Below are 15,236 nucleotides of genomic sequence, written 5' to 3'. Positions count from 1 at the left end.
TCCGGTAACACCAGAGACTCCAGATCCAGAAACTCCGGTAACGCCTGAGACTCCAGATCCAGAAACTCCGGTAACACCAGAGACTCCAGATCCAGAAACTCCGGTAACGCCTGAGACTCCCAGATCCAGAAACTCCGGTAACACCAGAGACTCCAGATCCAGAAACTCCGGTAACACCTGAGAACCCAGATCCAGAAACTCCAGTAACGCCTGAGAACCCAGATCCAGAAACTCCAGTAACGCCTGAGAACCCTGATCCTGATAAACCAGTGTCTTTAAAAAACACTAACTCTAAAATTTTAATATCAGAGAAGAATGTTTCAAATACTAATTCAAAGTCAAATAATACTCTTCCCCAAACTGGTGAAAAAGAATCATCAGGAGTTTTAGCTGGATTAGTTATTTTATTAGCTTCTATTGCAGTGGGTATTAAATTAAATTTAAAACGAAAAAATATCTAGATTAGTCCAAAAGAAAACAGAGATAGAATAAGTATTCATCCTATCTCTGTTTTCAATTTAAAATAAATAATCACTGTTCGATTTAATTACAAACAATTTCCACAATTCCTTTTTTATTTTAATATGCACTTCTTACATAATAAATCTTGATTTTATCAATCTTCTGCACTTCTTGATCCACCTTGATTTGAAGTAACACAAACCGAGTTATCTCATTTGTTGTTTCTTCTCCAAATAATAAATATTGATCCGATTGGATTACATCTTGTGTGATAGTATGAATACGGCCAATTGTTTTATATTGTATATGTGGATCGTTGTCAATCCCATTTTCTTTTATACAACGATCGGTTAAATAGTTTTTTACAGATTGATTTCGTTCGTATATATCCGTGTAATTCACCCATTTTCTTCCAAAATTCTTTAACAAATATTGGATTTCTTCAGAAATATTGCATTCTGTTTTGTCTTCCTGATTTCTTTTGCTTTCTTTACTTGAACTTTCTGCTTGTATCATCTTTTCTTTTGATATTAAGGAAACTTCTGTTTTTTCTTCAGAAAAAATCCACCCACAACTAGTAAGTCCAAACAAACAAAAACAACTTAGAAAGAAAAAATAATACTTTTTCACAATCGATCCTTCTCCCTTTTCTACTAAAAATTTTCATCGAAAGAATTCTTTTATTTCACTTTCCGAACCAGACTTCGAATTTTCGCTTGGTTATAGCCGCGTTGATACCGTGCCATAATTCGCCCCTGCTCGGCGTTCTGTTCTACGGTGGAGAAACTTTGTCCACTATTTGAGACATCTGTTATGATACCCGTGTGGCCATAGACTCCAGGAGACAATGCACCACCTGCTTGCCAATTGACCACATCTCCTGCTTGTAAGTCACTGGGCTTTGGATTCATGATCACTTGCCAACCATAGGTTGCCCAGTTATAATCTTCCCCTATTAACATCGCAAACATGTGTCCAGAACCCATTAACTGTGGGCCACCTAGCTGAGATACATACCATGCCGTGCCACCGTAACATTCCCCATTATTTACGGATCGTCCAATGATCCGATCCAAAACCTTCGCATTGCCTTTACTTTTTCCTGCAATAAGCGAAGTTTTTTTGGTTGGTAGGCTATTCCAATGCTTGATCGCAAAGGCATCATATTCCGTTAAGTTATAGGACTTTATGATACTCATTGCGCTTTGATAATACGGACTGCCTTCGGTAATACCTGCCGCTGCATAACCTCCACGACCTAGAATCAATAAACAACTTCCAGGATCTTTATTGCCCACACATTGATTAAAGTTGCTTTGACTCGCCACCATAAATCCATAATAGTCATAACAAGCATTCAGGTTCGGAAACTTCATATAGAAACCACCTTCAGAGCCACCAATCCCACGTGCAGAACCTTGTGGATAGGGACAACCAGGAAACCACGTAATCCCAAAAAAGTTCGTATCGTTTCTTCCAGATTGTGACTGCCCATAAGCTGATTCATATCCTAATTGAGAAAGAATCACACTCGGTAATAACTGATACTTTACAGCGGCACCAACTGCTGCTTGGGCATGTTCATCTGTTATCGGACCACGCCCTTTGATCTCTGAAAAAATAGGTAAGGTTTCGATATATTCTCCCGTATGAGTAACACCAACTGCTGAATCCATGTGCTTCGATTCACCACTAGACATGCTAATTATCGCAAATAATAAAAACAGGCAACTCATCATACAGATGCCACTAAATAAAAAAATCTTTTTCACTAGTGAATCGCCTCAATTCGAAAGTTCCCATTCTCTAATTGTTTCATAGACATTTCATAGTACATGGTAAACCAAAGGTGCGTTTCTTGATCTTGATACAAAATATTACAATGAATCTCATATCTCCCCTCTTTTTTTGCGACTTGCAAATTCGATAGTTCTTCAAAGGCTAAAGGCTGTTGAATTGGTAAAAGAGTTGTCCCATAATATTTTAATTCTTCTGCGTTTGCTTTAGGATAAATACGAAAGAAGGTATATAAGAATTTCTCTAATTCTTCCTGTTCTTTTCGAGAAATGCTCGTTGTTTCGAACCGAGTGTCTACTTTAATCGTTGCTTTTTTAACATTACTAGCTACAATAGGCAATTTCACTATGGCATATGATAATTCGTTTCGATATACCTCCACCTTATACACACGCTCTTTGAATTCTTTTTCTATCTCTAATAAGACATGAAACATAACCACAAATGTATGTTTTTTTGATTCATGTTCCTCTATTGCCCAAATCGAGACATTTTTAACTTTTACATTCGTTTCTATGTCTTTATCTATTTCATTATCCATTTGCAGCCCATCAGCTAAATAACTTTCTACTGCTTTTGATCGATTTATTTGTTGGTCGCTTTCAAGACTCACTGTAAAATACAAAAATGCAAAATTTTTCACATAACTTTCTATTCCAGTCATATCTTTTAATTGTTTATCAATGACTTTTGTTTCATGGATTGTATGCGTATCTTGAGAAGTTAAATTATTATAAACTCCAAAACAAACACTAAAAACCAAAAAGCTCCAGCCTACAAAAAAAAGGAAGCGCCTTTTTCGCGCTCCCTTATAGCTTTCTTTTTTCTTGTCTTTCTTTCCTTTTAGTCTTGTTTCTTGTTCAGAGAGAATAGACAGTTTTTTCTTCCGAGGAAACATAGCCCTCCTCCTTATTCTTTTTTAGTTCTACCTTTTCTCGTGTTTTGACGAGAAGTCGAAGTCCAACGAACCGGAGTTTCAATCTTTCGATTCGTACTTCGTTCATGAATCGGATGTTCCTGCTTCGACAATTTCTTATTTTTAGCTACATTTGAAATGTTACTTCTTTTTTCTATCGTAGGAAATTGTTCTGTTCGACCAATCATTGCACTTTTCCGTGTTTGTAATTTACCAGAAGTCACTTGTGTTTTTCCTGTTTGATGCGCCATTGAACGCATCGTTCGTTGTTTTCTCTCTTGTTGCTCTAATTGCAATGCATCTTTTCGTGCTTCATAAAAATTCTTCTGTCGCTCATTCGCAAGGTTACGCGCTCGTGTTTGTCGTTCTGACTCATTCATTCGCCCAGAGAAATAATCGTATTTCATTTTTTGTGCTTTGTATTGGGCATTGGTTGGGACATACTGAATTGTCCGCTTCCATTGTTCTGCCCTACTTTCAATCGTTGCCGGTAATTCTGTCATAGCTGAAACTTTTTTTCCTACTCGCTCTATAAGAGGTGTAGAAGCTATACTTCGTTGACCACTCATAGATTTGGAAATCATTTGGCTAGCTACACCTCCGGCAGTACCCCCAACAAAATTTTCACCAATTCCTCGTATCATTTTTTGACCCATTGTACCTAAGATCATGCCACGTAAGAAACGTCCAGTTCGATTCCCAGCTCGTGTTTGTACGCCACCAATTTTCATCCAACCTAATAATTCATTGACACGTGTCGAGACAGATAACCATAACGTCACCTGTAAGAAACTGGTCCAAATCATTCCTTTGTCCTTGGATAAGTGGTTTAACTCATGACTAATAGAAAAAGTAATGGTTAAAATGAGTAAAATACCCATTTTTGTAAACAATAATTGAAAGACTTTCTGTAAGGCATTACCTAATAACGATCCTGAATTTGGAAATAACGAGAAAATCATCGCTACAGGTAAGAATCCTATAAATAACAAGAATAATACTTGCGACGCAATTAAGATAACGACTAGTACCAAAACACTCATACTAATGACAATGTTGACGATGAGCGTTAAAAATACCATACCAAAACGCAAATACACTTTTTGTACCGAAAGATTGCCATTTTTTTGTTTGGTTACTTCTTCTTCAACAAGCTTATTTCGCTGTTCTCCTTCATCATAAGGTGATTCTTTTAATAAATTGATTATACGTTCTTCACCAACCGTTTTTATATCACTATCCCCAAATTGCATGACTAGCCAGGGTTGCTTAATTTGAATGGCAAATAAATTCTCACGAATGGCCTTAATTGCATCTGGTTTTTCTTTTTGTTCAGGTAACAGATCTTTGGCAATGGTTAACATTTCACTATTGATTTCTTTTTGTACCCCATTGGCTTTCTCTAAATATGTGTTTGTATTCATAAAGAAAACGCCGCAACAAATAAAAGTAAACAAAAATGTCACCGCTTGTTGAATCGCTTGCGTAGGGTGTTGTTTCACTATCCCTTGATAAACTACTGAACAACCTGCTAAAGTAATTAACAATCCACCAAAGAAAGGGACTAATCCATGACTCAATGTCCCTGTACGGTTCATTCCAGCAATATTCTGAATTGTATGACTTAACGAACCAATCAACTCTGAAAGAAAATCTAATTCAAAGGCTTCTTGGACAAGAAACCCTAAAAAGTAACACAGGTAGACATTTAACATCCATAAAATATTGGTAACGGCAAATATCCCGTAAATAACTGTATTAGAAATTCCTTCGCCCCATTTCCACGGCAACCAATTCCACGACGTATCCACAAAAAAATCTAAATTATAATTATCTAAAGGATAAGTTTCAAAATCATATACGGCATTTTTACCGCCTAGGGTTTCTTTTATCCAACCAGCTGCTTCTACGAATGATGGGTGAAAGAAAAAAATACCCATCATTATGACTAGACTTATGAAAACCATTTTCCGGCGAGTAAATAAAAATGAAACCTTTGAATACCACTGTTTCATCTAATTCACCTCAATTTCTTCAACCAGTTCTTCTAATATCTCATCCTTATATTCTTCCTCTTCGTAGGTTTCTTCCATTGGCGGTCGTGTATCAAATGCATGGAATAAATCTTCAAACCAATAATACACATACAAAATGCCAATATTACCATGGATGTCACAAAACAGACATTCACCGTTTTCTAGATTTTTTACACGCTGGATATTTTCTTCTGTGACAGAGATTCCACAAAAGCTTAATGCTTTGGTAATTTCTTCGCGATCATTCGAACGAAAAATGAATTTCAACCCAATTTTACTTCTCATCTTTTCATCACCTAAATCATCTGTGTTTTGTGTTGAAAAATCAATCCCTGCATTGCGAGATCTTCCTTCACGAACCAATTTATCTCCTAAAATTTTTCCTTGCGCAACATTCAACCACGCCCAACTTTCATCTAAGCCAACCGCTTTATAAATTTTTCGATTTTGTTTAATAAAATCTAGCGCATACGTAGCCAAACTCATCATAATCGCAATACTTAAAATTTCAGAAGAGTTATAGTCCTCAGGTACAGTTTCACTATCTGGTAACGTTAAATCCTGAACCAGTGCGAGATTACATTTGGCATCAAAATTTAACCCTTGTTGGTTCGTGCCATCTCCAAATAATAAGCCTGCAATAGATAGTTCTTTGAAGCTTTCAATATGCTTTGCCAGGCGTTGTGCGGTCGCTGCTTCTTGTGCATATAATTCCTGAATTACTAGAAGTAATCCTTTTGTTCCCTCAAAATCAGAAACAGTTTTTACTGCCCGTTGTAACAAAGGAAACCGGTCTTCGTCCCGAATACTTACACCCGTGATATAGGTGAGCACATCCAAGGCTAAACTTTCTTGATCTTTTTTTCTTCTCATCAATTGAAATGGATCAAGTAAACCAATATTTTCTTTCTCACTGGTAATATTAACTGTTTTTAAGTAGGGGGCAAAATATGGCAAATCTCCGGACCAATTTGAACGTTCCGATTTTGGATCGATACAAAAAGCCAAGGCGCCAAACAACACCGACCAAAATAACAAGAGATTTTCAGTTAATGATTTCCCACCACCTAGCGAACCAATTAATGCTTTGGCAAGAGCATTGGTAACCGTTCCTTTTATTCCTTGTGCCGCTAACCATGGTTGAATAAACACTGGGATTCCTGTTTCTGCATTAAATCCAATCGGAATACCACAGCTATCTCCTAGTTGTTGTGTCGCACCAATGCCAAGACTAGCAATAAATTCTGCGCCTACATATTGACGATAATCCTCAATCACTCGCCTTCCTGCTGGATAACTTCCAAAATGTAAAAGCAGCTGTACATTGCACGGTACTTCTAAATACATAGAATAGACATCAAAAAAATTGCGAACATCACTCACACGTTTTAACATTTCATCATAGGTCTTCCCTGACACGCGAATGTTTAGTGATAATACATACAAATCTTCTCGCGTATCTTCTAATTTTTGTTCCAACTCATTGGCTGATTGGTAAGCTTCGCGTACATTGTTTCCTACATCTTTTCCAACCGACATACCACTTTCATAAATATCAGATAAATCACTCTTTTTGCCACGTACTTTCGCCAAGGCCAAACGATTATCTAAAAGATTCACATCTAACCAAGAATCGATTGGAAAATCCAATTCCGATTGTAAAAAATAATAAATCTCTGATTGAAATGGAAATACCAAATCACGGGTCATACGTGAAAGAGATAAATACGTGATATATTCTTTTTCTGTCCCTTGTTCTAAAATTAGATAATTTTTCTTTTCTGTGATTCCTGCACTGGCCAAATTCAATACATCATAGTGATACGTATACGTATTCGTTTCTTCTTTAAAGCTATTTGGTCGATACATCACTTCATCTAAGGATTGTTCTTTTTTTCCTTCTAAATGTTCCACTAAAAACACCATGTCTTCTGGTGTTGTTTTTCGTAACCGAAAGTATTTACTAATCCGGTTATACAATAAATTCTCCAATCGCTTATATCGTTGAATTTTTTCATTTGGGATGGTTTCAAAGTCTCCAAACAAACGGGCATTGGATCTGAGAAAAAAATCTTTTGCGGCAATACGAAATTCTTTTAACCAATGAGCTTCTTTGGGAGCAATTTCTTCTAATACCAGCTCAATCCCAATATACCAGCAAACATTTTGAATATATTTTCCATGTAGCTCTTCTAAAATGTGCTGAACACCTTCTAAATGTTGGTAGGCAATCGTTTTTAATTCCCCTTTAGAACGCACCAATTCTTTTGAGGCTTTAATCGTTTTTTCAATTTTTTCTTCGTTTGTACAAAAAAAGAACCGAACATGCGAAGAATGACTTTGACGAATCAGACGCATGATTGCTTGTTGGAGTTGATACGCCTGATCTTCTCCCACGAAGCTATATGAATACATTGGGAATTCATAATAAGCGTACACACGATCTTCTTCTCCAAAAACTAAATTGTCTTCTAAATAATAAAAAGGAATCTTAGGCACTAGTTTTGGTAGTCGCATCCTTTTCACCTCCATAACGTACTACACAACGAATTCCTCGTTTGATTTCTTTTTTTTCTATTGGCTTTACCCATTGGCCATGAAAGGATTCTTTTGAACGACACTGAAATAAAAGAAAAGAAGCCAAATAATTATAAGGCTTCCTTCCTTGAAATTGTTTTCGTGTCATTAAAAAAGCAAATAACCACGGACAAAAAAATTGTCGAGTAATCGTATGTTCCATAACAAATGGAAAAATTCGAAAAATCCCCCCAAAAAAGCCAATCCCAAACCATATCGCAAATGTTTGTGTTACGGGACGAGGTAACGCGACCCCATCCCACAATTTATAAAACACTCGCTCTATATACCAAATCTTTGTCCAATTGCGTATTTCGCTCATTTTATCGCCCCCATGACCGCATACGATCCAAAATCCAATTGAATACGCCAGACGTATCTCCAACTAACCAAACAGCTACTGCTAGCACAAGAATCAATGGAATGGCTTTGCTTGCTTTCCGTTCAAAGGCAATATATGCCGCACCACCAAGCATCGCCAACATAATCAAATACTTAAAATCCCCAACAAAATCGGTAAACACATTTTGAAAAAAATTCATTTGCTTTTTCCTCCCTGTTAATACTCATTGAACTAATGACAATACACAATACCCCAGAGCAAAACTGATAAAAATTTCACTTGATATTCCTCATTATGCATTTTTTCTGTTCCTTGATTGCTGTTTTTTATGTAAGAAGTATAAATAATTTCTCACACGACGATACATTACTTTTACAGGAACATGCGTACAATAAATCCGGTGCTGGGTACTTTTCTTTGTTTTAGGATCAAGTTTCATAGAATAGAAATCATAAAAATACTTACCACTTTTTTTATCGTATGTTCCTTCAATCACCAGTGAAAAGCTAGGGTGGTAAATCTACCAAATACAATTGATACTTCCCTCTACTAGATAAAGGGATAAAACCAAGTACCTTTAAATGATCCGATACAGTCATAAACACGATCTATCTCCTCCCAAATAAAACAAAAAAGGCTGTAATCGCATTTTGATTACAGTCTTTTTTGTTCTCTTTTTATAAATGTACTAATTAAAGGTTTACTTCCGGTCTTTTTATTTAATAAATCAATTTTCCCAAATTATTTTCTTTAGCTTTATTAACGATTTCTGTCGCAACTACCACATCTAATACAGCCGAACCAACTGTTTTGAAGATTGTGATTTGTTCTCCACTTGTCCGACCGATCAATTCTTCATTGATCAGTTGGCCTAGTTCCCCATGATAACTGTCTCTTTGAATATACCCATCTTGCAGCGGTGAAATGAAGTCCCCAGCTTCTTTTAGAACACCGTCCATGGTATCAAAAATAACAACATCTGCGGCTTTGATTATTTCTCGTGGAATTTCACACATTTCCGGTGTGTAAGCACCGACTCCGTTGATGTGCGCACCTTTTTTGACCCACTCAGCAGAGAATGTCGCACGTTTGGAAGTGGTCACACTTGTAATGATATCTGCTCCTTCAACGCATTCTTGACTGGTTTTTGTTGGGCGCATCGTTACAGAAAACTGTTGCATCATTTCTTCAGCAAATCGGCTGGCACGGTCAAAATCAATATCAAAAATCCGAACTTCTTCTAATTTACGAACGGTCAACATCGCTTCTAATTGCGACTGTGCTTGTCCGCCGGTTCCGATCAGTGCGCCGATTTTAGCATCTTCTCTTGCAAGAAGTTCTGTTGCTGCACCTTGAACAGCGCCGGTTCTTAATTGTGTCAAATAGGTACCATCCAAACAAGCGGATACCATACCCGTTTCTGGATCAAGGACGATCATCGTGGCTGGTACACTTGGTAAGTTTTTCTTGATGTTTTCAGGATACACGGAAACGATTTTGACACCTAACGCACCTTCGCCACCTTCTACATAAGCTGGCATATATAAGCTTTGTCCGTTGCTTTTTGGCACATCGATATTGGTGCGAAGAGGCACACTTGCCTTTCCTGCTGAATACAATGACAATGCTTTTTTGTCTGCATCGATGGCTTCTCTCATTGAGAAACTTTTGATAATATCTTCTTTTTTAAGAAATAACATTTGAATCGCTCCTTAATTAGCTGCTGAAACTTTTTTTAATTGACTGCCCAACATTGTGTATGCACTGTATAGTAAGACCAAAATTACGATCCATTTCAAGACATAGGTATCTAAAGATTTGACTAGGAATACAGCGACCAATACCCCTAATACACCGAAGGTTGAAGTGAAAAGTGTGATTTTTCTGCTGTATTCATCAAATTTAATGAATTGGACACTGCCGATCGGTACTGAGAATGTACAAGCCCCCATCATAATAGGAAAGGCTGCAACTGGATTCAAGCCTAGCAAGTAGACAGTTACCATCGTTAGCGCATAAGAACCAATGCCAATATTGTTCAATGCGCCATAGACAAAGAGTAAAAATCCTGCCAAGATTAATTTTCCGCCATACAATTCACTGGCTGTTCCGTTTGAGGGAATCCAATTCATTTGTCCCATAAAAATTAAGAATGCAGCAATGACCAATCCTATGCCGACAAATAGTTTGATCGTTTTTTCTGGTAACTTCACGACAAATCTTGGTCCTAAATATGCACCGATAATTTGGCAGATAATACAAACAGCTAGTGTCTTGACCCCTACGTTGATGGCAGTGATATAAGACAATGCCATGACGGCTACCGGTACGACACATTGGGTATTCAACGTTCCGGGTAGTTTTTTCATGCTGACCCATTTCAACTTTGGATAAAGAACGGTTCCGATAGCAAAGTCGGAAACGCCAAATGTTGAAAGAAAGAAGGTGATAAACGACGTGAAGGGCAACAGACGCATATCCCCTGGTTCTTCTTTGAAATTTTGTTTGTTTTTGAAAAGGTCTCTTAGAAAGTAAATAATAAAATATAGATTGATTGCGACAATTAGTGCCAGCAAAATATTCCGAATCATAAAAATTTCCTCCTACTAGTAAATCTTTCTGATTCCCTCAAAGTCCTCACCATATTTTGCTTTAAGTTCTTCAGAAGATTCTGCAATCACTTTTAGTGTATATGCATCATGTTTGACATATTCTTTTGCTAGATTGACCATGGCGTGGTTTTTTGTCCAAGTGACATCGGTTGATTGCAGTTCTTCGTTAATGGTGCCAAACACGACTTCTTGCTCATCGGCGACGATGTTTATCCATCTTGCCCCAAAGTCAGCGAGTTTGTCTGTTTCGAAGCCATGAATGTAATACTTTTCTAAGGGAAGATCATATTCATGGCTAGAACTGAATAAAATCAGTACAAATTTATCGACTCTTTTTTCAGCCTGCTGCAATGTCTTTAGCAGTGAATCCGTGAGGTTCTCATGCCAAACTTGGATGAGCAAACTTTCTTTTGCATTTTTCACCAAATGCTCTGCTTTATCCAGAACATACTCGATGCCATCAACTTTCCACAGCATTTCTTCTTCATCTTTTTCTTTGATCATCCCTAGATTTTGAGTAAGAAAAGAGAGATCATTTTTAACACTTTTTTCTAATTTCTCTAGAAACTCATTTGCCGAGATGGCATGATAAAGTTTAGGTTCTGATTTATTGACGACAATCAAATTCTTTTTTAATAGTTTTTCCAAAATGTTATATACTTTCGAGCGTGGTACACCTGAGACTTTACTTACTTCATATCCTGTAAGATTGCCTTTTTCCAATAGTGTGGTATACACTCTTGTTTCCATCTCTGAAAAATCATATTTTTTCATGATTTGAATAATCGTTTCCATTGATTAATCCTCACTTTATCTTTTAGTAGCTACTACGGTAACAACTATAAATCCTTTTAAATTTTATGTCAAGAGTTAGTTCAACAAAGCACATATAGAAATTAGTTTAAAAACAATGTATTTATTAAATAAAACTATTATTATATGAATGTTTGTGAAGAAAATACTACAACTTAGATATTTTTTACAACGATTTATAGAAAAATAACCTCTTTAAATATAAAAAGTATGGGTTACTGATTACTTATAAATCTTTACGGTCTAGTTTCACAACAATTCCTTTCTTTCTAAAAAATATACTCACATTTTTTCTTTCTTGGACTTCTTTTTTGATTCTTCTCTTTTAACTCTTGCCCCTTTTCTCCTTCAAAATATTTAAGCTCCCTCTTTCAAAAACGTTTTTAGGTTTTGGACGATAAGGAGTGACTTTTTTTCATATAAACACCTCATTCAACTGTTCGATCTACTTTATATCATCACATTATAAAAATAACAAATATATTAAATTTTTTTATCAAAATCATCTTAACCTTTTGGATGATTACAGTACGCTTTCTTTTTATTCCCAAACTTTTTTTGTTGCTCACTTTCGTATAGCCAATCTAAGCGATCATCGACGACGGTGCTTTTACAACGAATGGTTAGTTTTGGGCGCTGACTTATCTACTGTTTTATAGTAGATTATCTTCTGAGAATTCTCATATTAACCTTTTGCATACCTCTAAAGTGGATATAAAGCTTTCAACTGTACCTCAAGAACGCCTCGAAAGCTTCAACAACTATTTCAACAATAAATTGTCTTTCTTTGATTAAAATTTATATATCATTCAAATAATTAACTATTAAAATTAAGCGATAAAATAGAAAAAGAAACGATACAACTAAATCGTTTCTTTTTCAACTTCAGCTTATACTATTCTATACATAGATAACTTTTTATTAGCAACTTGATTAGTGAGTGTATGCTTACTATTCAAGGCTTTGCTATTCGACGCCAATCGAATAGTAAAGTGCCTTTTTTATTTTGTTTTTCCTGAATCTAAAGAAAAACTTATTTTATCTCCATCATTATATTCAATAACAATCGATTTATTATCCTCTAAATAGTAATCTTCAATTATATCTCTAAATCCCATTTTCCATAATAAAGAACCATCATTTTTATAAACAAAAATATCTAGTTCACATACATATATAATATATTGAACATCTGAGTCCACCAATATTTCATATAACAGAGACGGCAATTCTTCTTTGAATAATATAGATTTACTATCATAATCCAAACATGAATAAGTTTTATTCACACCTAAAAAAATTTTATTCGATTGAGCTATTAATTCAATTTGGGGTTCTAGACCAACATCATAGTAAATAAATCCGATATCTACAAAATCATTACTATATTTTATAAACTTATTACTTTGGGATATTTCTTCACTAATTAAGAAAAAATTTCCGTCTAAGTTTGCTTCTAATTCTATAGCTGATTCATAACTTTTTTTCTCGAAAGAAACCATTTTATTTCCCACCTTTAACAATTATCGTTAATAATCTATCTCCATCCCAAACAGATTCTATTTTAACTCCACTGTGAGGCCCTTTTAGAAAACTTTCTCTCACAGTAGCTGTGTAATTCACAGTTGGTTGACCAGGTAACTCCTTAGCTATATAGCTCCTTGATTCTGTTTTTAAAATATTGGAAGGATCATTCAATACATCTTTCAAATGACTGTTTAGAAGCTCTCTGCTACTTGGTGTATCATAAATACCAATCTTGCTTAACTCACTTTGCATAGTCTGTGATCTTTGAATGTTATGTTTATTTCCTTTAGCTTTTCCAAAAAGATAATCAAGTTTATTTCCTATCTCAGGATTTTTTAAATTACTAGCCCCACTAGCTTTCTCAACCAATACTTCTGATTCAGTCTTAGGAACGGTTGTGACCACAGGTTGTTCTTTTACTTTCGGTATTGTTGTAATTGCTGGTTTCTCGTCCACTTTTGGCGTGGTAGTCACACCAGATTTTGATTCCGCTTTTGGTGTCGTGGTAATCGCCGGTTTTGTTTCTACTTTTGGTGTTGTCGTGATCGCAGGTTTTGCTGGTGTAGAAACAATTGTTTGAATCGTTAAGAGTTGACCCGGATGGATCGTATAATTTTTGATCTTGTTCCATTTCACTAGATCATCCATGCTCACGCCGTATCGATTGGCGATCAACCAAACAGAATCCCCTGCTTTTACGGTATAGCTGGTTCCGCTTTTTTCTGCAGGAGTTGAATGACTCGTGGTCATACCTTTTTTGACGACTAATACTTGGCCGGGGTGAATCAAATCACCTTTGATGCCATTCTGTTTGCGTAATTCATCGACAGTCACACCATATTTACTACTAATCAGCCATAAAGATTCACCATAAGAGACTTTGTGGGTGACTGGATTTGTAGAAGCGGGTACTTTTGTCGTTGCTTTCCCTGATGAAACAGGTTGTTTGACTGTCAATTTTTGGCCAGGATGGATTGTATTATTCTTGATCTTATTCCAATTCACTAGATCATTCATGCTGATCCCATGCATATTGGCAATCAACCAGACCGAATCTCCTGCTTTTACCGTATACGTCGTGTTAGTCGTAGGAGAAGTTTTTGGTGCTGGTTTTGATGCCGGTTTCGGTTCTTGTAAATGCATCACCTGTCCTGGATGAATGGTATTATTTTTGATCTTATTCCATTGGACAAATTTTGAAACGGATAACCCATACTTCTCACAGATCCCCCAAACCGAATCCCCTGCTTTTACTTTGTAAGTGGCTGGCGTACTTGATTTTGTCGCAGGTTTGGACACTGGCTTTGATGTACTTGCTGGTTGTTTGACGATGACTTGCTGGCCAGGATGGATCAGATTATTTTTGATCTTGTTCCATTTGATGAAGTCATTCATACTGATGCCATACTTATGGGAAATAGACCATACGGATTCTCCCGCACGTACTTGATGCATCGTATTTTTGGGTGTCGTCGTTGGCTTCGGTTTCGTTGGAGAAGTTGGTTTCGTTACTGGCTTGGCAACAGGTTTGGCAGGTGCTTTGGGTTGGGCTTTGATCACTGGTTTTGGACGAGTTACCGGAGGAACATAAGACGCATTTGACTTTCTTCGTGCACTTGCGGCTGCCTGTGCGCGAGCTCGAGCAGCGGCTTGTTGTTTGGCCCAAGTCTGTGCTTGTTTTCTCGCTTTCGCTGCGGCTTGCGCGCGAGCTCGTTGTGTGGCTTGCGCTTTGGCGCGGGCTGCTGCTTGTAGTTTAGCACGAGAAACGGCTTTTGCGCGGGCTTGTTGTGCGGCTTGATGCCGCTTTTGTGCTTGTTGTTCATGGTAACGCCAGCGTTCGACCATTCGTTTCTTTTCCGCACGTTGTGCTTCCATCGTCTTATAGAACTGATGGCTTGAATAAGCAGCTACCCCTGCCCCGATTACCAACATCGCTCCTTTGACAAGCAATGGAATGGCTAGAGGTAACGCACGTTTTTTTCGTGATCCGCTTGCTTGACGATTTCGAGAAGCACTGATTTCAGAAATCACTTGTTTCAATTCTTGTTCATCTTTTGCCTCTAACATCCGATCGATTTCCTCATCGGTACTTGCCAGAAAGAAGGCACTAAATGCCGTTCCTTCTTCCAGTTTTTTCTCTCGTTCATTATAGT

At 36.8% G+C, this 15,236-nt stretch carries 13 protein-coding genes; 1 reads left to right on the top strand and 12 read right to left on the bottom strand.

Annotation, left to right across the window (positions count from 1 at the left end):
• Positions 1–269: 269 nt before the first annotated feature.
• Positions 270–461, top strand: coding sequence for an LPXTG cell wall anchor domain-containing protein (locus ACTFWY_RS17150; RefSeq protein WP_139914055.1), 192 nt, complete (start codon positions 270–272; stop codon positions 459–461).
• A 118-nt stretch (positions 462–579) separates the two neighbouring features.
• On the opposite strand, the gene ACTFWY_RS17145 is transcribed toward ACTFWY_RS17150, so the two are convergent.
• The 12 genes from ACTFWY_RS17145 to ACTFWY_RS17090 all read right to left on the bottom strand — a co-directional run bounded on the left by ACTFWY_RS17145 (position 580) and on the right by ACTFWY_RS17090 (position 14,928).
• On the bottom strand, positions 580–1,092 hold the full coding sequence (locus ACTFWY_RS17145) for an EF0163 family protein (RefSeq protein ID WP_233143239.1): 513 nt from the start codon (positions 1,090–1,092) through the stop codon (positions 580–582).
• A gap of 50 nt (positions 1,093–1,142) precedes the next feature.
• Positions 1,143–2,201, bottom strand: coding sequence for a glucosaminidase domain-containing protein (locus ACTFWY_RS17140; protein ID WP_423118895.1), 1,059 nt, complete (start codon positions 2,199–2,201; stop codon positions 1,143–1,145).
• Between the two features lie 32 nt (positions 2,202–2,233).
• The gene (locus ACTFWY_RS17135) at positions 2,234–3,157 is read right to left on the bottom strand and encodes a conjugal transfer protein (RefSeq protein ID WP_139914054.1); all 924 of its coding nucleotides are present in this window, start codon (positions 3,155–3,157) and stop codon (positions 2,234–2,236) included.
• An 11-nt stretch (positions 3,158–3,168) separates the two neighbouring features.
• A complete protein-coding gene (locus ACTFWY_RS17130; protein ID WP_423118894.1) occupies positions 3,169–5,190 on the bottom strand; it encodes a CD3337/EF1877 family mobilome membrane protein in 2,022 nt (673 codons plus the stop codon).
• A complete protein-coding gene (locus tag ACTFWY_RS17125; RefSeq protein WP_439927315.1) occupies positions 5,191–7,728 on the bottom strand; it encodes an ATP-binding protein in 2,538 nt (845 codons plus the stop codon).
• Entirely contained in the window at positions 7,703–8,110 is a 408-nt protein-coding gene (locus ACTFWY_RS17120) for a TcpE family conjugal transfer membrane protein (protein ID WP_113850082.1), read from the bottom strand. Before ACTFWY_RS17120 ends, ACTFWY_RS17125 begins: the two co-directional genes overlap by 26 nt.
• A 1-nt stretch (position 8,111) precedes the next feature.
• Positions 8,112–8,330 carry a hypothetical protein gene (locus tag ACTFWY_RS17115; protein ID WP_060815488.1) on the bottom strand — a complete coding sequence of 73 codons (219 nt, stop codon included), beginning with the start codon at positions 8,328–8,330 and terminating at the stop codon, positions 8,112–8,114.
• A 520-nt stretch (positions 8,331–8,850) separates the two neighbouring features.
• The gene (locus tag ACTFWY_RS17110; RefSeq protein ID WP_049219558.1) at positions 8,851–9,831 is read right to left on the bottom strand and encodes an ornithine cyclodeaminase family protein; all 981 of its coding nucleotides are present in this window, start codon (positions 9,829–9,831) and stop codon (positions 8,851–8,853) included.
• A 12-nt stretch (positions 9,832–9,843) separates the two neighbouring features.
• Positions 9,844–10,722 carry a sulfite exporter TauE/SafE family protein gene (locus ACTFWY_RS17105; protein ID WP_127341850.1) on the bottom strand — a complete coding sequence of 293 codons (879 nt, stop codon included), beginning with the start codon at positions 10,720–10,722 and terminating at the stop codon, positions 9,844–9,846.
• Between the two features lie 15 nt (positions 10,723–10,737).
• Positions 10,738–11,538, bottom strand: a complete 801-nt coding sequence (locus tag ACTFWY_RS17100) for a TrmB family transcriptional regulator (protein WP_127341849.1) — start codon at positions 11,536–11,538, stop codon at positions 10,738–10,740.
• Between the two features lie 1,019 nt (positions 11,539–12,557).
• Positions 12,558–13,058, bottom strand: coding sequence for a hypothetical protein (locus ACTFWY_RS17095; protein WP_278019260.1), 501 nt, complete (start codon positions 13,056–13,058; stop codon positions 12,558–12,560).
• Between the two features lies 1 nt (position 13,059).
• Complete coding sequence (locus ACTFWY_RS17090) at positions 13,060–14,928, bottom strand: LysM peptidoglycan-binding domain-containing protein (protein WP_439948521.1); 1,869 nt, start codon at positions 14,926–14,928, stop codon at positions 13,060–13,062.
• Positions 14,929–15,236 lie beyond the last annotated feature (308 nt).

It is taken from the genome of Enterococcus sp. 125944, assembly GCF_051909435.1.
GTDB lineage: Bacteria > Bacillota > Bacilli > Lactobacillales > Enterococcaceae > Enterococcus_D > Enterococcus_D gallinarum.
The sequence above is the reverse complement of the archived record's forward strand: the minus strand, read 5'-3'. Positions and strand labels throughout refer to the sequence as shown.